This is a genomic window from Streptomyces sp. NBC_00457 (genome assembly GCF_036014015.1).
Lineage (GTDB): Bacteria > Actinomycetota > Actinomycetes > Streptomycetales > Streptomycetaceae > Streptomyces.
Genome location: NZ_CP107905.1, coordinates 1171768 through 1191297, shown reverse-complemented (window position 1 = coordinate 1191297; position 19530 = coordinate 1171768). Strand labels below are relative to the sequence as shown.

General features: G+C 69.0%; 13 protein-coding genes and 3 pseudogenes. 8 read left to right on the top strand and 8 right to left on the bottom strand.

Features of this window, described 5'->3' with window-relative positions; all coding sequences use genetic code 11:
* Window positions 1-28: 28 nt before the first annotated feature.
* Together OG828_RS05535 and OG828_RS05530 are read right to left on the bottom strand one after the other, a co-directional pair.
* Window positions 29-6220 (bottom strand): DNRLRE domain-containing protein, encoded by a 6192-nt coding sequence (locus OG828_RS05535; RefSeq protein WP_328500284.1) that lies wholly within the window; start codon window positions 6218-6220, stop codon window positions 29-31.
* Window positions 6221-7205: 985 nt separating this feature from the next.
* Window positions 7206-8177 (bottom strand): SDR family NAD(P)-dependent oxidoreductase, encoded by a 972-nt coding sequence (locus OG828_RS05530; protein ID WP_328436749.1) that lies wholly within the window; start codon window positions 8175-8177, stop codon window positions 7206-7208.
* A gap of 55 nt (window positions 8178-8232) precedes the next feature.
* Here OG828_RS05530 and OG828_RS05525 point away from each other — a divergent pair, with 55 nt between their 5' ends.
* Window positions 8233-8655 carry a MerR family transcriptional regulator gene (locus tag OG828_RS05525; protein ID WP_328436748.1) on the top strand — a complete coding sequence of 141 codons (423 nt, stop codon included), beginning with the start codon at window positions 8233-8235 and terminating at the stop codon, window positions 8653-8655.
* Between the two features lie 132 nt (window positions 8656-8787).
* Window positions 8788-9396 (top strand): annotated as a pseudogene (locus OG828_RS05520) (transposase); the annotation flags it as partial.
* 36 nt (window positions 9397-9432) lie between these two features.
* On the opposite strand, the gene OG828_RS05515 reads toward OG828_RS05520, so the two are convergent.
* From OG828_RS05515 to OG828_RS05505, 4 genes and pseudogenes are all read right to left on the bottom strand, one after another.
* Complete coding sequence (locus OG828_RS05515) at window positions 9433-9597, bottom strand: hypothetical protein (RefSeq protein WP_328436747.1); 165 nt, start codon at window positions 9595-9597, stop codon at window positions 9433-9435.
* A gap of 219 nt (window positions 9598-9816) precedes the next feature.
* Window positions 9817-9891, bottom strand: a pseudogene (locus OG828_RS49465) (phosphohydrolase); the annotation flags it as partial.
* Window positions 9892-9966: 75 nt separating this feature from the next.
* Window positions 9967-10417: pseudogene (locus OG828_RS05510) on the bottom strand (substrate-binding domain-containing protein); the annotation flags it as partial.
* 104 nt (window positions 10418-10521) lie between these two features.
* Entirely contained in the window at window positions 10522-10773 is a 252-nt protein-coding gene (locus tag OG828_RS05505; RefSeq protein ID WP_328500283.1) for a helix-turn-helix domain-containing protein, read from the bottom strand.
* Between the two features lie 583 nt (window positions 10774-11356).
* Between OG828_RS05505 and panD the strand changes: the two genes are divergently transcribed.
* The 3 genes from panD to OG828_RS05490 are packed head-to-tail and all read left to right on the top strand — an operon-like array spanning window position 11357 to window position 12835.
* Window positions 11357-11776: an aspartate 1-decarboxylase gene (gene panD / locus OG828_RS05500; RefSeq protein WP_328500282.1), complete on the top strand. Its 420-nt coding sequence runs from the start codon at window positions 11357-11359 to the stop codon at window positions 11774-11776.
* Between the two features lie 37 nt (window positions 11777-11813).
* Complete coding sequence (locus OG828_RS05495) at window positions 11814-12161, top strand: GNAT family N-acetyltransferase (protein WP_328500281.1); 348 nt, start codon at window positions 11814-11816, stop codon at window positions 12159-12161.
* Window positions 12162-12172: 11 nt separating this feature from the next.
* Window positions 12173-12835, top strand: coding sequence for an aspartate/glutamate racemase family protein (locus tag OG828_RS05490; protein WP_328436742.1), 663 nt, complete (start codon window positions 12173-12175; stop codon window positions 12833-12835).
* 436 nt (window positions 12836-13271) lie between these two features.
* Here OG828_RS05490 and gndA read toward each other — a convergent pair whose 3' ends face one another.
* The gene (gene gndA, locus OG828_RS05485) at window positions 13272-14711 is read right to left on the bottom strand and encodes an NADP-dependent phosphogluconate dehydrogenase (protein WP_328500280.1); all 1440 of its coding nucleotides are present in this window, start codon (window positions 14709-14711) and stop codon (window positions 13272-13274) included.
* Window positions 14712-15011: 300 nt separating this feature from the next.
* Between gndA and OG828_RS05480 the strand changes: the two genes are divergently transcribed.
* Window positions 15012-16205: a transglycosylase family protein gene (locus OG828_RS05480; RefSeq protein ID WP_328500279.1), complete on the top strand. Its 1194-nt coding sequence runs from the start codon at window positions 15012-15014 to the stop codon at window positions 16203-16205.
* Here OG828_RS05480 and OG828_RS05475 read toward each other — a convergent pair.
* Window positions 16195-17298, bottom strand: a complete 1104-nt coding sequence (locus OG828_RS05475; RefSeq protein WP_328500278.1) for a DMT family transporter — start codon at window positions 17296-17298, stop codon at window positions 16195-16197. The two genes, OG828_RS05480 and OG828_RS05475, sit on opposite strands and share 11 nt — an antisense overlap.
* Before the next feature lie 210 nt (window positions 17299-17508).
* Here OG828_RS05475 and OG828_RS05470 point away from each other — a divergent pair, with 210 nt between their 5' ends.
* Window positions 17509-18228: a (2Fe-2S)-binding protein gene (locus OG828_RS05470; RefSeq protein ID WP_328500277.1), complete on the top strand. Its 720-nt coding sequence runs from the start codon at window positions 17509-17511 to the stop codon at window positions 18226-18228.
* Between the two features lie 108 nt (window positions 18229-18336).
* The gene (gene glgA / locus OG828_RS05465; RefSeq protein WP_328350801.1) at window positions 18337-19488 is read left to right on the top strand and encodes a glycogen synthase; all 1152 of its coding nucleotides are present in this window, start codon (window positions 18337-18339) and stop codon (window positions 19486-19488) included.
* Window positions 19489-19530 lie beyond the last annotated feature (42 nt).

Below are 19530 nucleotides of genomic sequence, written 5' to 3'. Positions count from 1 at the left end.
GGCTGCTGCATATTTCTGGTTCAGCCGGTCAGCAGCGGACGTAGCTGTAGTTGATGTAGTTGGCCGGGTATGAGCCCACCCACTTGGCCGTTGTGAATAGCTTCAGGCACTTGCCGCGTTCCTTGGCCCGGTAGGCCCAGTACACGATCAGAGCCGCGTAGAGGCCGTAGATGGCGACGATGGCTCCCGCGTACACGTTGATGCACGCGATGACACCTGCGACAAAGCCCCAGATGGTGAGGATGTAAGGGCCCTCGTTGGCCATCTTGTTCGTCGCCCACTTGTTGAAGTAGACGCGGGTGGATGATCCGACGTGCCAGCCGGCGTCCCAGCCCCAGTAGTCCCAGTAGGACCACGAGTGGCCGACGACCTTGCCCCAGAAGTAGTACTTGGTGCGCCACCTGTGCCACTTGCCGTCGAGGTCGACCTGGTTGTTGGGGTCGGCGCCGGCGTACTCGTAGGCGTTGTCGCTGCCCCCGGGGACCGGGTCCATCGACAGGAAGCGTCCCTGGGAGGGGTCGTAGAGGCGGACGCCCATCAGGATCGCACCGGTCGGGGTTTCGCTGGAGCGTAGTTCGCCGCCGAGCCAGCCGTACCGGGCGGTGGCGCTGCCGGCGATGGGGTTGCCGTACTCGTCCTGCCGCAGCACCGTCGGTGCCTGGGTGGTGTCGAGCGGGAGCGTCACGCCGATGTCGCCGTGGATGCCGGTCAGCTGGAGGACGGTGCCCCCGCTGGCTGCCGTGATGGCTTCGAGCTTGCCGGTCAGCCCCCGGACGTTGCGGGTGATGATGCCGGTGGTGTCTTCCGCCACCCAGTCCGGGCTGCCGTTGGACGATCCGTAGTGGTTCGTCTTCTGAGCCGTCTGGGTCCAGGTGCCGCCGGTGTTCTGCTTCTCCGTGGTCCATCCGGCCAGACGGCCGGATGCGTCAAGACTCCACGTCTGACGCACGGTGCCGGCGGTCTGCCGGCGGACCAGGTCGTTCGCGTAGTACTCGATGGTGGTGCCGCTGGCCTGGGAGGTGGTCCGGCCGAAGGCGTCGTAGGCCACGCCTGTGCCGACGAGCCGGTCGGCGCTGTCGTAGCTGCTGGTCACCGTGGTCGCACCGGTGTCGGTGCATCCGCCCGCGGCGGCGCCCACGGTGGTGCTGAGGCCGGTGCGGTTGCTGTTGGCGTCCAGCGCGTAGGCGCGCCGCGTGCAGGTCTCGTCCGCGGCGGTGTCGTCCGTGCGGGTGAGCCTTCCGGCCTTGTCGTAGAGGTAGTTCTGCTCGGTGGTGTCTCCTGCGGTGCCGTTGTGGTGGACGATCTGTCCGTGCGTGGAGTAGTCCACGGTGTCGGCCAGCACGATCATGCCGTCCGTGTCACGGGTGTAGACCCGGGAGGTGTCCTCGCCGATCTCGTTGTAGCCGAGGTTCAGCGTGTAGCCGCCGGGCAGGGTTTCGGTCGTGAGTTCTCCGTCCGGGCCGAAGGCGGCGGTGAACGTTCCCGCCACCGAGTCGGTCATGGACGTGGGAAGCCCACGGGGTTCCTTTGTCGTGTCGTAGGAGTAGGTCGTGGTGGACGGGGCCGAGTCGCTGACCTTCACCGGACGGCCCAGCAGGTCGTATTCCGCGGTCCGGGTGTTGCCGGCGCCGTCGTTGTTCGAGATGCCTCGGCCGAGCTTGTCGTAGGTCGTTGTGACGGTGTTGCCGTTGCTGGTCACCGTGACGGTCCGACCTGTCGCCGGGTCGAACGTGTTGGTGGTGTCCGGCATCGCGGTTCCGACGCCGCCGGTGAGCGAGGCCTTGGTGATGCGGCCGGCGCCATCGGTGGTGAGGGTGGTGGTGCGCGTCACGCCGTTGGCCGTTTCGGTCACCTTCGCCGGGTTGCCCCACCAGTCGTATTCGACGGTCCGGGTCGGCAGCGCGCTCGGGTTGGAGCCGCCTCCGGTGATGGCACCGGCGGGAGCCGTGGAGCAGGGCAGGTCCGCCCACTCGGGCCGGCCCTGGCAGGCCCCGGTTCCGGTCGCCGACCAGTAGGTCGTCACCGTCGCCCCGGCGTCCGAGCCGTTCGACTTCGGCAGAGTCGTCTTGGTGGCCCGGCCCTGAGCGTCGTACGACGTGCTCTTGGTGAGGTTCAGACCGCCCGCGTCCTCGATCGTGGAGGTCTGCAGACCCTTGACCCAGTCGTAGGTGGTCTTGTTGACCCGCACGTCGGCGTCGGCGGGGTAGCCGTCCACGTGCGCGCCCGCGCTGACCTGGGTCGGCATGTCGATGACCGTGGCCGTCCCGTCGGTGGGACGCCCGCCGTCGTAGGCGGTGACCGTGTGCGGCCGCGCGGCGACCTCGGTCCCTGCCGGGATGTCGGTGCCACCGGTTCCGGCCGCGAGGGCCGTTGTCAGCGTGGTCAGGTGCAGCGGACCGAACTCCTCCAGCAGCAGACGGCCGTCACTGCTGTACACGGAGGAGGTGGACAGTTGCTGCGCGCGCTCGGCCGGGGAGGAGTCGCCGATGCCCAGCAGGATGAGCTGGTCCAGGTCGTCTCCGGAAGTCGCCAGAGCGAGACGGCGGTTGCCGGCGGTGAGCTGACGGACCTCGTTGCCCAGCGCGTTGTACTCGGTGGCACTGATGTGGCCACCGGGATCCGCGGCGTTGACGCCTCGTCCGGAGGCGTCGATGTAGGTGATGGTGGCCCGCTTGTAGGCGCCGGAGGACAGGGTCCGTCCGTCGTTGGAGGCGGCCGTGGTGTCGGCGGGGAAGATGGCCGTGGCGTCCGTGGGAACGTCCGTCTGCCCCCATGCCTTCACGTCGGTGGCCCCCATGGCGTAGGGGGCTGTTGTTCCGGTGAGCGGAACGTTGTAGACAACCTTGGTTTCGGCGGTGCCCTCGGTCACGTCGGCACTGCCCTGGCGAAGGGTCGCACGCGACGTCTTGAGCAGCATGCCTTCACCGGCCGTGGCTGCGTTGCCGGCCTTTCCGTAGGAGAAGGACCACGGCAGTTCACCGGGCGGCGTCAGCTTGGTGACCCGGCCGGCGGAGTCGTATTCGTACTCGGTCTTGAGGGAGGGAGTGATCTGCGGGTTCCACGCCTGGCGCAGACGGCCTGCGGTGTCGTAGGCGAAGGTCTGCACCGTCTTGGCTGTCGAGGAAGACGCCCCGGGGTCGGTGGAGCGCTGCCGGATCTCCTTCACCTGCCCCGCATAGTCGCCGAAGGCCGAGGACGTGGCGGTCGTGGTCGATGCGTAGACGTACTCCAGCATCCGGCAGCCCTTGGTGGCAGGCGTGGCGGCGCAGGTGCTGGCGGAGACCGCCGGGGTGGGCGCGATCACATACTTCGGCCGGGCCAGGGTCTGCGAACCGGAGACGACCTTCTCCGAGACGACCGTGGTCGTGGAGCTGGAGGTCGACCGGTAGGAGGTGGTCGCCGGCCAGGTCGCGGCGGCGGAGTCGACCTTGGCGAACGAGGTGGTCGTGCCTGCGGTGTCCTTCACCGTGAAGGAGCCGGTCAATGAACCGGTCAGGGTCAGGAACTCCGCGCCCGGTTCGGGCTTCCAGCCGCCGGCACTGGTGGCCGTGAAGCCGATACCCCGGCCCTGCGCGTCGACCAGTTCCACGGACGTCGTGGACGTCTTGCGGGTGCTGGTCCAGTCGGAGCCGCTGGTTTCTGCCGTGATGCCGGAGATCCAGTCGGGGCCGAAGATGGCGGCCTGGCCCTCGATGCCGTCGTCGCTCGTCGCCCGACGGGAAGAGGTGTTGCGGGTCGCGGTAAGACCGAAGGCGGCGGCGTCGCTCTCCGCCAGGGAGAAGTCGCCGGTCAGCAGGTTCACCTCACCGGGGCCCACATCTTGGGTGGGAGCGTCTCCGGCCTCACGGTCCACGGTGACCGTGACGGGCTGGCTGTAGCCGGTGGTCGTGCCGTCGGTGAACGCGGCGCGGATGTCGATCGGACCGTCCTGCGCGATGGACGTGGTGATGTTCCACGTCAGGGCAGCCGGCGCTCCGCTGGGTGCGGCCAGTGGCCAGGAAGTGACGGCGGATCCGTCGGAGTTGCGGGTCACATCAGCGAGAGAAACGTTTTGCCAGGAGTCCGTCTCGCCCCGTCGGAATTGGTATGTCACGCCGGTGTAGCTCGTGCGGCCCGTCGCTGTGAGGGCGACCCGGCGCGCCGGGCGGTCACCGTCGCGCGGCGAGACCATCGCCGCACCGTCCGCGCCGACACCGAACCGGTACTCGGTCGTCGTCGTGGACAGGTTGCCACCGGAGTCGATCGTCTTGGCGTAGAGGCTGTGCCACCCGTCGTTCGGCTTCACGGTCACCGTCAGCGGGTCGCCGCCGGTGCCGTCCGTGGTGTCGTCGACTCGGCTGGGGGTGTTGGGATCGTCCAGGCCCCAGTAGTAGCCCTGGCCGTCCGTGGAGGAGGTGTCCAGGGTGCACTGCGCACCAGCGGCGGACTTCGCTGTCCAGGTGTCCTTGGCGTAGGGCGTGCACACGACTGCCGGAGCAACCGGCTTGGCCGTGTTCAGGACGAAGACGCTGTAACCGGTCCACGAGCCGTAGTCCGTGCTGTCGTAGCCGCGGACGCGGTAGCGCAGGTGGGAACCGCTCGGGAAGGCGTTGGCGGAGGGGATGGTGAGCTTCGCCGTGCCGCCCGAGGCCACGGCCGTGGTGGTGGCCGTGTAGGTGTAGGTGGTGTCGTTGTACGCCGGGTCCGGCGTCACCTCGAACTGGGCTTTGACAGTGCTGCCGTCGGCGTCACTCACCTTCGCCGAGAGGATCGGCGTCAGGGACGTGACGTACCGCTTGCCGTTGTAGGCGTTGACCACGCTCGGGGATATGGCCGCGCTGGTCGGCACCGCCGGGTACGAGTTGTAGGTCACCGTCAGGTGCGGCTCGGCGGAGTTGTCGCCGCTGATGTAGTTGGCCGACCGGAACCTGCGCCAAGTGAGCGGGTCCGTCTCGCTGGCACCTGCGATTCGCAGGCCGTAATTGGCCGAACCGCTCGCCCAGGCCTGCACGATGGCGTCGATGTCGAAGTTCATCGTGCCGCCCGGGCAGGTGGAGTCGTAGCCCAGGGCCGCCTTGTTGACCACGGCGCCCGTGGTCGTGGTCGAGGGCTGGGCGCTCCAGGTGACGGCGGAGGAGGCCCAGTCGCTGGTGATGCGCCGTACCTCGGTGCCCGCTCCCGAGGTGGAGCAGCTTGAGGCGTAGTACGAGTACAGCGAGAGGTTGGTGTCCTGGATGTGCTTGCCCTGGAAGGCCGACACATCGAACTTCAGGTACGACCGGGCTTTGTTCGTGCCGGTGTCGTAGGTGCCTGACTTGAGTTCGGCCGAGGAGACCTGGGAATCGGGGTAGTCGGGCGTCTGCACCCAGGTGTCGGTGGTGACCGCCAGAGTGGAGGTCGGGTCGACGGTCACCGGGTACTGGAGGTCCGCACGGGCGAGGTAGTCCGCGTCCGGGGTCAGCACCAGCGTCTGTGACCCGTCGGCCGCCGTCTCGACCTTCGTGTCGACCGGGGCCACATTTTGCGACTCACCCGAGCGGGAATCCTTGGAGGAGTCCCACATCCTGGGCGCCGGAGCCTCGGCGACCAGCTTGCCGTCGGAGTCCTTGAGCAGTAGGTGACCCGATGTCGCCTGGGACAGCTTCAGCCCGTCAAGGCGCAGGGGAATGCGGTACGACACCGCTTCGTCAGGCGCCTGAGCGAGGATGACGCTCTCGGAGAACCCGTGCTCCAGCGCGGTGACCTCAAGTTTCTGACCCTCGCCCAGTGCGTAGGAGGCCGTGGATCCCTCGATCTTCGGTGCCGGGAGCGTGTCCTGCCACCCCAGGCCGAATGACGTCGAGCCCTTGGCCACGGAGGCCAGCTTGTCGTCGCCGCCATCGGACAGCGTCACGTCCGCCACGGCGACCTTGGGTTCCAGTGAGGAGCCAGTGTCGTGCAGCGAGGTGTCGATGTCCTGCCAGGCACCGTCCTTGCGGGTGCCTATCGGTCCCGCGTAGACGGCCGTCTGCAGCGATCCCGTGGGCAGAGCCCAGGTGGTGGACTGGGCCGAGCGGGCCGACAGAACCTCGATCTTGCGGTCCTGCAGTCGCGCCATGAGCAGCGCCGACGCCTCGTCGGTGGCCAGAGCGGCTCCGAGCACGGGAGCGTTCGCAGCGATCGGCGTCTGAGCTGCCGCGGCGCTGACATCCAGCACGGTCGCGGCCAGTGTGAGCGTCAGCCCGCCTGCCACGTAGCGCATGCGTCTGGCGCGCCAGAGCCGCCGTCTCGCCCAGGGCGAGGGCGACTGATAGCGATTCATTTCCGACTCTCCAGCCTTTCGTTGAACGGAGAGAGCTTTCGAGCGGAAAACTAGCTATGTCGATATAACGTAAAGATCATCTAGAGACGGAGCCATCGGACATCTCGGCCAGTCACGGAATGATCACAATCCCGACACAAGGTAAAGGTCTAGTCAACGCTCAACGACGTTTCTGCGTCGGGTCGGGTCAGGGGTGAAGTCGATGGCGCACAAGGGCATCGACGGCTGCTGACAGCGTGCAAAGTCCTGCTCCTACCACAAGTGCCATGCCCGAGAGGGCTGTTGATCGTTGTGCCCAACGCTCGATGCAGACGAAGCACGGTGGGAGACATGCTTCCTGAACCACCACCTGCATGACGATCTGGGCAAGCGCGCGCCGGGCCGCGCAGGCGGCACCGGCGCCCCTGCCTGCAGCCGGGTATGACCCGGCCAGCATCGACGTCTTGTTCGGCAGGCCATGATGACCATTTCGACGCACCACCGGGCCGGCGACGGGGTGGACACCGGTCTCGCGGTCGGGCAGCGCGCAGCGGGCGTGGGCGACGAAGTTCCCGCCGCGGCCGGTGCCGTTGGAGTGGCCGGCGACGCTGAAGAGCGTCGACGAGGTGATCTCGCACCTGGAGCCGATGGTGGCGGCCGAGAAGTATCGGACGCGGGACCAACGCCTATGCGGAGTCAGGAAGTTGATGTCGTGGCTCGGGCAATCTCCCGGATCGTCGTGGCAGATGCGCTGGCAGGCGTCCGGCTCGGACGGCCTTCGATAGTCAGAGGTGCATTGCGGTGCGGCATCCCTGGACCCCACTGCCTGCGGCGACAGCGGAGCGCCGGGTGAGCTGGTCGGGGTTTGCCGCCGCGCGGTCGAAGGGCGCTCGTATCGCGTCGAGTGCCGCGGTGGCGCACAGTTCGGCGCATGCAGGGTACGGGGTCATCGGGTGATGGGGGTGGCGCCGGTCGCTGCGATGGACAGGTCCCAGAGCCGTGCGGCCGCACCGGCGTCGATGGCGTATTCGCGGACGCCGCCGTCGTCCATGGGCTGGTCGGGGGCGGAGACGCGCGCGACGTCGCAGTCTTCAAGGTAGAGGCCACCGCGACCGTCGAGGAGCGGGGACGTGGCGGCCCACAGGCCGGTGGCGGCGCCCTGGGAGGGGGTCTTGAAACCGGTGTCGATCACATTGCCGTGCTCGTCCACCCAGCCACGTTCGATCTGCTCCCGAAGCGTCATCTCCCGCTGGAGACCAGTGATGATCTTGCCCGGATGGAGAGCGAACGCCCGGACGCCGTCGTTGCGTCCCAGGGCGTCGAGTTGCACGGCGAACAGGGTGTTTGCGGTCTTGGCCTGGCCGTAGGCCAGCCACTTGTCGTAGCCGGTGCGGAAGTGCGGGTCGTGCCAGCGGATGTCGGTCAGGGTGTGTCCGGCAGAGCTGTTCACGACGACGCGCGCACCGTCGGCGGCGGCCAGGAGCGGGTAGAGCTCGCAGGCGAGTGCGAAGTGCCCGAAGTGGTTGGCGGCGAGCTGGCTTTCCCAGCCGGGTCCGACGCGCCGCTCCGGGGTGGCCATGACCCCGGCGATGGCCATCAGGAGGTCGAGCTTGTTGGCGGAGTCGCTGATCTGTGCGGCGGCGGCGCGCACGCTGCCGGGATCGGCCAGGTCCATGGGGATGACGTCGCAGTCCGCCACATCCGCGAGTGCGGCGCGGGCGATGCTGGGTCGACGTGCCGGAATGATGACCTGGGCGCCGGCGGCCGCCAGGCCCCGGGTGGTATCCAGACCGAGTCCGGAGTAGCCCCCGGTGACGACGGCGGTCACGCCGGACAGGTCGAGGTCGGCCACGACGTCCTCGACGGTGCTGGTGGCGCAGAAGGACGAGCCAAGCGGCTGCTGATCAGTGGTCGTCATGCCGACGACGCTACGATCTAGAGCGCGGTCTAGATCAAGTCGTAGGCTGGGCGGCATGGCGACTACCAAGACCCATGCGGAGCCACTGAGCATCGGCGAGGTGGCCGAGCGGACCGGACTCAGCGTGCATGCACTGCGCTTCTACGAGCGCGAGGGCCTCCTGGTCGGACCGGTCCAGCGCACCACGGGCGGCCGACGGCGGTACACCGCTTTCGACGTGGACTGGTTGCTGATCTGCGTCAAGCTGCGTGAATCCGGTATGCCGCTCGCCGATCTCAAGCGGTTCACCGAGCTGGTACGGCACGGCCCGGGCAACGAGGCGGAACGCCTGCAGCTCCTCGACACGCATCGACAGCGCGTCGATGCGCAGATCAAGGCGCTGGAGGAGTGCCGTTCCGTCATTGCCTGGAAGGTCGGCGTCTACGCCGAGCACCTCGCCCGCGGCGAAGCCGGCGGACTCTGGGACCCGACCGTCTGAGGCAAGCACGGACGGCCGCGTCTTGTGGGACGTGTCGTCGTCGGCGCGACGAACCATGGACCCGCTGGTTCGAAAGTCTGCTTGCCAGCACCGTCAACAACCTCCTGGCCCGCAACACCTAGGCCTGCTCACCCCGGCGACGAGATCGCCACTGACCTTCGCACTCTGACGGCCCGACGCCTGGATCTCGTCTTCGACCGCACTCGGCAGATCAACCGTCTGCGGGCCCAATTACTGGAGATCTTCGCTGCGTTGGAGAGGCCACTGGACCTGACCAACAAGGGTCCGGTCATGCTCCTGACGGGATACCAGACTCCGGCAGCGATCCGTCGCAGCGGCACGAAACGACTTGAAAGCTGGTTGAAGAACCGCAAGGTCAAAGGCGCCGCCGCCCTGGCTCGCACCGCCGTGGAGGCTGCCCAAGCGCAGCACACCTCGCTGCCCGGCGAGCATCTTGCGGCCGCCATGGTGGTCTGCGTTGCGAAGGGAGTGATGGCCCTCGAGCACGAGATCGTGGAGCTTGATGCCCTCATCGAGGCGAAGTTTCGGAAGTATCCCCCTGCCGAGGTGATCCGCAGTCTGCCTGGAATGGGTGCACGTCTCGGTGCGGAGTTCATCGCCGCGACGGGCGGGGACCTGGACGCCTTCGGCAATGCGGACCGGCTGGTCGGCTTCGCCGGTCTGGCTCCACAGCCACGCGACTCCGGGCCTGTCAGTGGCAACCTGCGTAGACCCCGCCGCTAGCTACCACCGTGGTCTGCCTAGCCTGAGGGGCGGTCAGCCCCGGAAGTACAGTGCCCGCTTCAGCAGGTCGAGGCGGGCCGGCACCTCACGGCCGAGGCCGCTGTCGTAGGCGAGACCACAGCAGAGGAACCGCCCGAACATGACCCGGCCGACCGCCAGTCCGTACGAATGGGACCGGGCGACCTGCTGTGGAGCCACGCCCTGACCCCGCACTGGGTAACAACCGAGTCCCCCCTCGCGATGAGCGTCACCCTCGCCCACGGCGGCCTGTGCCACCAGGGCCGCTTCGCAGACCGTGAATTGACACTCCGCGCCTACTGGGACCAGCACCCCGACGAGGCATGAAAGCTCGATCTGCGCAACGTGCGCTACTGACCGGGCCGGGGCCGCTGCACCCTTCAGGGGTGCAGCGGCCCCGGCCTCCAGTACAGCGCACGAGTGATTGGCGACCAGCCGTACTAGACGTTCGTCCGCAGCCGAGTCGTCGCGGAGGCGACTGCCTGAGCTGGCACGATCGCTGCATTACTGAGGGTGGGGAATCTGTAACCGAAGCAGCGCCTGTGTCGCTCACAAAGGCCCCTCAGAAGAGCTGGCGGCGCATACCGGTGAGTGCGGTCGGCAGGCCGTCGCAGCCGGCGTCACGCTTTGGGCCTGGGCTCCTTGGGTCGACCGCAGGTGGCTCCGTCCGGACAGCGAGTGGTCACTCTCTTCTGACAAAGACTTGCCTGGCGTGCGGTTGAACAGCAACTGTGTCATCAGGCGTGCCATGCCCTTGATGTCCTGATGCACGGTGGTCAGGTGCGGAGACGTTCCTTCGGCGATGGGCGCCAGGTCATCGAAGCCGACGACGGCCACATCCTTCGGCACACTGCAGCCCCGCTCCCGCAGTACCCGCAGGGCACCGGCTTGCCATGAGGGACGAGGCGACGAAGACGGCGTCCAGACCCGGGCACCGATCGAGAAGCAGGACGTTGGCGTCGGCTCCGCCCTGCAGCGTGAAGTCACCCTCGACGATCAGCCTCCTGGGTGGAATTCGTTGAATTCGTCGGGCGGGAATCCATCTGACCCTCATGCAAGATCGAAGCCAATGGGTATCGGCCGGGCTGCGGGCGTGGCATGGAGCTAATGGATTCTCTGCTGCTCCAGCCACCGGAGGACGTCGGTCTTCTTGTAGAGAACCTTGGCGTTTCTGCCGCGGCCCAGCTTGTATCCCTTCAGCCCAAGCTTCGAAGCCTCTCTGTAGACCCAGCTCGTGGACATGCTCAGCATCCTTGCTACCTCGGCCGTGTCGAGGAGGATGGGATCCGCCGGGCGTCGATCAGAACGCGGGGCGACTTGGGTGGAGACTTCGTCGGCAGTGTTCTGCGGTTTCAAGGTCAGCTTGCTCCTGGATGCTCGGCCGGAGATTGATCGGTTTCCCGGCTCGATATTGGTTACTGGGGGGCTCTGGCTCCCGTCACGTGCCGCCGCCAAGCGTCACCGCGCGGGCAGGATAATGATCAAAGGAATCGCCGGTTTGGCTAACCGGCGATCACCGGCTATGTTCCGCGCCGCTTGATCAAGCAAGTGACCTGACTTCCCCAGATTCCTATCGGCTGGGCCGGGCCATGAGCTGGGAGTGTCCTGGTTCGTACTTGATCATCCGGCCCGCATCACGCTGCTTGGCTCTTGCCGAGACAGGTGGACGCCTCGCTGTGGCGATGGTCACGAACGTCTTCGAAGCCCCTTGCGTAGGCTGACGTCGGCCGTTTGCCGTGGGGTAGCGCAGGGGTCGGTGACAACTCCGAGCACCCCAACGCCGTGGCCTGATGCACCGTCAGGAAAGTCAGCAATCGGTCAGCATGAGTCCTGGAAAACCTAGGGAAAGCTGCCCGAACATGCGACTCACTGTAAGGTGTGAAATCAGCCCTTGACCTGCAAGAACGCAGGCAGGGAGCCTACTTGCAGGAGTGCCCAGATGTTGCGTACTATATTCAAGTCCAAGATCCACCGCGCCACCGTCACCCAGGCCGACCTGCACTACGTGGGATCGGTGACCATCGACGCCGATCTGCTCGATGCCGCCGACCTGTTGCCCGGCGAGCTCGTCCACATCGTCGACATCACCAACGGCGCCCGGCTGGAGACGTACGTCATCGAGGGGGAGCGCGGCTCCGGAGTCGTCGGCATCAACGGGGCCGCCGCTCATCTCGTACACCCCGGCGACCTGGTGATCATCATCAGTTACGCTCAGGTCTCCGACGCCGAGGCACGGGCGCTGCGGCCGCGGGTCGTACATGTGGACCGCGACAACAGGATCGTGGCCCTGGGCGCCGATCCGTCCGCACCGGTGCCGGGCTCCGACCAGGAGCGCAGCCCGCAGGCCGTACGGGCCTGACCGCGTCGGCCGCACATTTCGGACCAGGAGCGTGCCCATGAGCGAGACCGAGATCCGCGACGACCGGGCGGCGGGCCGCCTGGACGCCCTCGGCGGCGACGGCGAAGTCGTCGGCCACATCGAGTACTTCGTGCTCGAAGCGCCGGGGCGCGCTCTGGTCCCCGTGCACACCATCGTGGAACCGGCCCACGAGGGACAGGGCATCGCGGGCTCCCTGGCGCGCGAGCCGTACGCCATGGCCGAGCGCGAGGGCATCGCCGTAGCCCCGCTCTGCCCGTACGTCGTGAAGTGGGCGGAACGCCACCCCGAGGAGGCCCCGGCGGCCGACCCGGACTTGCAGCGGGCGGCGATGGACTGGCTGGCGGCACACCCCGACCGATTCTGAGGTCAGGCACCTTGCTCGCACTCCTTCACACCTCACCCGTCCACATCCCCGTCTTCGACGCCCTGCGCGACGAAGACCACCCAGGCCTGGAACTACGGCACTTCGTCGACGCATCGCTCCTCGACCGCGCCCGCGCCGAAGGCCCCGAGGCGGTCGCGGACGACGTGCGTGCCGTCCTGCGGCGGGCCGCCGCCGACGGAGCCCGGGCCGTGCTGTGCACCTGCTCGACCCTCGGCGGCGTCGCCGAGTCGGCCGGAGCGGGGATCGGGGTACCGGTACTGCGCGGCGACCGTCCGATGGCGGCCGCCGCGGTGGCCACGGGGTCCCGAGTGGTCGTCCTCGGCACGGTGGAGAGCACATTCGGGCCCACCGTGTCGCTGATCGAGGAGGAGGCCGACCGCGCAGGGCGCCCCGTGGACGTACGGACCCGGCTGGTGGCGGACGCCTGGCGGCGCTTCGAAACGGGCGACCTGGACGGATACGCCCGACTGATCGCCACCACGGCCGACGAGGTCACCGACGCCGACGCGATCGTCCTCGCCCAGCCGTCCATGGCCCCGGCCCGGCAGCTGACGACGACCTCGGTCCCGGTCCTGTCCAGCCCCCGCCCGGCCCTCGCGGCCGGCGCGGAGGCGACGGGCCACCTGGACCCCTCGGTTGACTCCGGCGAGTGACTGGCCGCACCGCGCCCGGGTACGCGGGGGAGTAGTCCAGAGCCGACGTTTCACCACTGGCCGGAGGACACCATGACCAACCCGAACCCCGACCCCGTCCCCCCGGGCCCGACGCCTGGCCCCACACCCGGCCCGGACCCCGCACACCCCGAGCCCCCACCGTCCCCGGTCCCGACCCCGGAGCCCCCACCGGTACCCGGCCCCCCACCGGGCCCCAGCCCGGTCCCCGGCCCGGACCCGTCCCCGGTCCCACCGGGCCCAGAACCGGTACCAAACCCGGAACCGGGCCCACCACTGACGTGAGCCGAGAACGAAAAGGGAAATGGGCGGCGCCAGAAAACGCCGCCCATCACAAGCGCCCCGTCAGGGGCGCGGGGAACTGCGCGACCAGCCCCCACGCACCCGCACCCGCCAGCGAACAGAACCCCCCGACCGACTAGGCGGAAACCTCAGACCGATCCCCACCCCACAGCGTGTGGAACGACCCCTCCCGATCAACCCGCCGATACGTGTGCGCACCGAAGAAGTCCCGCTGCCCCTGCGTAAGCGCCGCAGGCAACCGCGCCGCACGCAGCGCGTCGTAGTACGCGAGAGCCGCGGAGAAGCCGGGCGTCGGCACCCCCTGCCGCGTCGCGGCGACAATCACCTCACGCCAGTCGTCCTGCGCCGCCCCGATCTCCTGCGCGAACGTGTCGTCGGACAGCAGGCTCGGCAGATCCGCTCGAACGTCGTACGCCGCACGAATACGATCCAGGAACGCCGCGCGAATAATGCAGCCACCGCGCCAGATGGAGGCCACGGCACCGAGGTCGATGTCCCAGCCGTACTCGTCGCGGGCCGCGTCGATCTGATGGAAGCCCTGCGTGTACGACACGATCTTCGAGGCGTACAAGGCCTGCTCCACCCGGTCGGCAAAGGCCCCGGCCTCCGCCTCGCTCAGCGGCGACGCCTTCGGCCCGGCCAGCCCGCGTGATGCCTCGCGGAGCGCCTCGTGCCCGGACAGCGACCGCGCGAAGACGGCCTCGGCGATACCCGACACCGGGACACCCAGGTCGAGCGCGATCTGCACGGTCCACCGCCCCGTGCCCTTCTGCTCCGCCTGGTCCACCACCACGTCCACGAACGGCTCGCCCGTCGCCGCGTCCACGTGCGACAGCACCTCGGCCGTGATCTCGATCAGGTACGAATCCAGCCGCCCGGTGTTCCAGGTGCGGAAGATCTCCGCGATCTGCGCGGGTGAGTACCCGGCGACATCGCGCAGCAGCTGGTACGCCTCGCCGATCAGCTGCATGTCGGCGTACTCGATGCCGTTGTGCACCATCTTCACGAAGTGCCCGGCGCCGTCCGGACCCACGTGCGCGACACAGGGAGCCCCGTCGGCCGCCTTCGCGGAGATCTTCTCGAGCATCGGGCCCAGTGAGTCGTACGACTCCTTCGGCCCGCCCGGCATGATGCTCGGTCCGTGCAGCGCGCCCTCCTCGCCGCCGGAGACGCCCATGCCGACGAAGTGGATGCCCTGCTCGCGCAGGTCGCGCTCGCGGCGGCGGGTGTCGGCGAAGTGCGCGTTGCCGCCGTCGATGATCATGTCGCCGGGTTCCAGGAGCGGGGCGAACTCCTGGATCACCGCGTCCGTCGGCTCACCGGCCTTCACCATGATGACCAGACGCCGCGGCCGCTCCAGCGCCGCCACGAACTCCTTCGCGGTCTCGGCCGCGACGAAGTCGCCCTCACTCCCGAACTCCTCGACCAGGGCGTGCGTCCGCGCCGACGTCCTGTTGTGCAGCGCGACCGTGTAGCCGTTGCGCGCGAAGTTGCGGGCGAGGTTGCGGCCCATGACCGCGAGACCTGTGACGCCGATCTGGGCTGAATTGCTCATTGCGTTGGCTCCTAGTGACCTCGATAGCAGCGGTGCCGGTCCTGCATGCCCGCCAGTATTGCCCCATCGTCCACCCTGACGTGCCGGTACGCCGACCGCACACCCGGATGCCGCGACGTGGCGATGTCGCGCAGGCACATACGCACAGAACGGGGCGCCGCACTCAGCCGTCGCGGACGATGGATGAACAGGCGCCGATTCCTCGCCACTTGGTGTGACCAACCGGCTGATTGCTGTCTTGTCATGGCCTGTTCGCGGCGCTTACTTTTGGCCCTCCTGACGCATGTCGAGGGGGCTTTCATGGCCGTACGCGGCCGGCACCGCCGGTATCAGCCGAACAGGATCAACCGCGCCTCACTGACCGTCACGGCGGGCAGCGCCGGAATGGCGATACCGCTCATCGGCACCGGTACCGCGCACGCCGCGGACGTCGACACCTGGAACAAGGTCGCCGCCTGCGAGTCGACCAGCAACTGGAGCATCAACACCGGCAACGGCTACTACGGCGGCCTGCAGTTCGCGCAGTCGACGTGGGAGGCCTTCGGCGGCACCCGGTACGCTCCGCGCGCGGATCTGGCCACCAAGGACCAACAGATAGCCATAGCCGAGAAGGTGCTCGACGGACAGGGGCCCGGCGCCTGGCCGACGTGCTCGGTCAAGGCCGGGCTGACCCGGGGCGGCGACACCCCCGACATCAGCCCGGGCGGCACCGCCCCGCGCACCACCAAGAGCTCCCTGGCCGACGTCCAGCCGCAGAGCACACCCCAGTCCCGGGCGGGCACCGCCGAGATGTACACCGTCCTCAGGGGCGACACCCTTTCCGGGATCGCCGACAAGGAGGACGTACGCGGCGGTTGGCGCGGGCTCTACGCCGCCAACCGGCAGACCATCGGCGGGGATCCCGACCTGATCCTGCCCGGCCAGCGGCTCAGCCTGCGCGGCAAGGCGGCCACGACGACGAGGACGCCGGTCGAGCCGGCACCCAAGGCTCCCGCCTCGGACAACAAGGCCTCGGACAACAAGGCCTCGGACAGCAAGGCTCCGGTCAGGAAAGCCCCGGAGAGCAAGCCTCAGGCCGATACATCCAAGCGCGGCCTCGTCGCGCCGGTGAGCGCCGCGACCGGAACGCCGTACCACAAAGCGGGCTCCGCCTGGTCCATGGGCTATCACACGGGCGTCGACTTCGCCGTCCCCACCGGGACCTCCGTGAAGGCCGTCGCGGACGGGCGGGTCGTCAGCGCCGGCTGGGAAGGCTCCTTCGGCTACCAGGTGGTGATCCGGCACGCCGACGGCCGCTACTCCCAGTACGCGCACCTCTCGGCGATCTCCGTGAAGAGCGGGCAGGGCGTGGGCGCCGGACAGCGCATCGGCCGCTCCGGGTCCACGGGCAACAGCACGGGCCCGCATCTGCACTTCGAGGTGCGGACGGGGCCCGGCTTCGGCACGGACATCGACCCGGTGGCGTACCTCCGGGCCGGTGGCGTCAGGATTTGATACGGGTGCGGTGCCGGTCCAGGACCGGCCTCGGTATGTACGGGCCGATGTAGAGGGGGCCGTACAGCAGCGGGGGCACGTCGGTGTGCGGCTGCTCCTCCTTCTCGAGGTCCGGCGCCGACGCCTGCGTTGCGACCAGGGGCTGGTCCGGGAGTTCGGCCGCGGGCTGCTCGAGAAGCTCCTTGACGGCTTCGGGGGAGTCGCCGGAGTGCTGGGCGAGCAGCTCCTCGACGGGTGCCGGTTCGGCCGCGGGTGCGGCTTCCTGCTGCGTCCGCCCGATCCGCTCCGTCGTCAGCAGGATCAGCCCGCCCGCCGCCACGACGCCGCAGCTCAGGGCGAGCGCGGTGCCCGTCGTGCCGTAGCGGAAGGTTTCGCCGAACATCGTGATGCCGACCGCCGCCGCCAGCACGGGGTTCACGACCGTCAGGGTGGCCAGCGGGGCCGCGAGTCCGGCGCCGCGGTAGGAGGCCTGGGAGAGCATCAGTCCGGCCGTGGCGAAGACACCGATCGTGGCCAGGGACGGCAGGTCCGACGCCGAGACGCCGCCGCTCCAGTCGACCGCGACGGTCTTGGTGAACACCGAGGACATGCCGAAGGCTATGCCGGATCCCGTGGCCAGCAGCACGCTGCGCACTGCCGGATGCCGGTGCGCCGCCCGGCCCGCGATCATCAGCGCCACGACCGCACCCGCGGTGACCAGGGCCACGCCCGCCCGCTGGGCGGAATCCAGCGACTGCGTGTCGGCGGTGCCGACCAGAGAGAGGAGACCCGCGAGTCCGACCGTCGCCATGATCGCGCCCCGCCAGGCGGTCGCCCCGGCCTTGCGGCCCACGAACATCGCCGCCATCGGCAGCGCGAACACGATGGTCAGGGCGCCCAGCGGCTGGACCACGCTCAGCGGTCCGTATGCCAGGGCGACCACGTGCAGCAGACCGCCGAGGCCGTTCAGCGCCACCGCCGCCCACCAGCTAGGCCGACGCAGCGGCGCGTAGTCGGGGGAGGACTCCGCCACGCGCTCCTGTACGATCGCGCCGCCCGCGTACGCCACAGCGGAGATCAGCGACAGCACCACGGACAACGCGAGGGCACTCATGAGCTGCTCCTCTGCGTGAGGCGGGGGCCCGGGGCCCGTCGCGGCGATCGGTCGTCTTCCATAACCAACACGATCCCGCGAAAAACCCTTCCCGTCGTCGTACCTGAGCACTCATTGAGTCCTACTGCCGATGGAGTACGACCGGGCCTCCGTCCTCCCTCAGGTGGGTGACACCCCTCACGGACCCCCAGGTCGCGCCCCCTACGGGCCTTGGTACTACTGGTCTTCGTGGAACTCGACCCCGATCTCGCCGCGCTCCGCCCGCTCGGCGGGTTCTTCGTACTACGCACCACAGGAGTCCCGCATCGGCCACTGCCGACACTCGCGGAGACGTACGCCGAAGCAGCATCGGATGTTTACCCGAGTCCCCTGACTTTCCGCATCCACAAGGTCGCCGGCGCCCTGCACGCCCCGGAGCCGCGGATCGCCGCCTCCGTGGCCCAGCAGGGGCTCGCGGCCCGGCTGTGGTCGGCGGCGCTCGGCTGCGCGACCCTGTACGGCCTCGTCCCCGACCTCGATCCACGGCTGCTGCGCTGGGACCCCGACGGCAGCGCCCCTGACGACCTCTGGCTGACGGCGGTGCGCCCGCTGCCCGCGGACGCGGCGACCCTCGCCGACACCGTGCTCCACGCCCACCTGGAACCCCTGACCGCGGCCCTGCACACCCGCCACCGCGTCGCCACCGGTCTGCTGTGGGGCAACGCCGCCTCCGCGCTGGCGGGAGCGGCCCGGCAACTGGGCCTCTGGGCGCGCACCAACGACCGCCCCGAAGCCGCCGCCCGGGCCCGCACCCTGACCACGGCGCTTCTCGGCCACCCCCGGCTCGCGGGCACCGGAACCCTCACCGGCACCGCCTTCCGGCGCCGCAGCTGCTGCCTCTACTACCGCGTGCCCGGCGGAGGCGTCTGCGGCGACTGTTGCTTCACCTGATAACCCTCCCTTCAGGGAGGGGAGGATTCAAACGACCCCCGCGCTCTTCCCCGGGCGCCACATCTGGGTGACCATGAAGGGGCCGGGCGCTGAGACAGGGGGTTGCGGGTGCGAGTGGGACTGCTGACCCGGGAGTACCCCCCGGATGTGTACGGCGGCGCGGGCGTCCATGTCGAGTTCCTCGCACGGGAGTTGCGCGACCTCGTCGACCTGGACGTGCACTGCTGGGGCGAGGGCCGCGCGGAGGGCGTGCTGCGGCACCGCCCCTGGTCCGGCCTCGACACCGCCAACGACGCGCTGCGCACGTTCTCCGTCGACCTCGCCATGACCGCGGCCCTCGAAGGCCGCGAACTCGTCCACTCCCACACCTGGTACGCCAACCTCGCCGGCCACCTCGGCAAGCTCCTGCACGGCATCCCGCATGTGATGACCGCCCACTCCCTGGAGCCGCTGCGCCCCTGGAAGGCCGAGCAACTCGGCGGCGGATACGCCCTGTCGAGCTGGGCCGAGCGCACCGCGATCGAGGCCGCCGACGGGGTGATCGCCGTATCCGGAGCCATGCGCGAGGACATCCTCGGCTGCTATCCCACGCTGGACCCGGCCAAGGTCCACGTCGTCCACAACGGCATCGACACCACCCTCTACCGCCCCGACCACGGCACCGAGGCCCTCACCCGGATCGGCGTCGACCCCGACCGCCCGTACGTCCTGTTCGTCGGCCGTATCACCCGCCAGAAGGGCGTGCCCCATCTCCTGCGCGCGGCCCGGCACATCGACCCGGCCGCGCAGGTCGTGCTGTGCGCGGGCGCCCCCGACACTCCGGAGATCGACCGGGAGTTCCGCGACCTGTTCCAGGAGCTCAGCAGCGTCCGCGCGGGCGTCCACTGGATCCCGCAGATGCTGCCGCGCGCCGACGTGATCCAACTCCTCACCCACGCGGCCGTGTTCGTCTGCCCTTCGGTGTACGAACCCCTCGGCATCGTCAACCTCGAGGCGATGGCCTGCGGAACTCCCGTCGTGGCCTCCCGGGTCGGCGGTATCCCGGAGGTCGTGGAGGACGGCAAGACCGGCGTGCTGGTCTCCGTGGACGACGACTTCGAGACGGGTCTTGCGCAGGCGCTGGACTCGGTCCTCGGCGACCCGGAGGCGGCGGGGCGGATGGGCGAGGCCGGACGGGAGCGGGCGGTGGGGGAGTTCGGTTGGGACGCCGTCGCCCGCCGGACGGTTCAGCTCTACCGGGAGATCCTCAAACAGGCTTAGTGTCCACTGATCAAGGGCACATCATGGTCAACCACGGTGAGG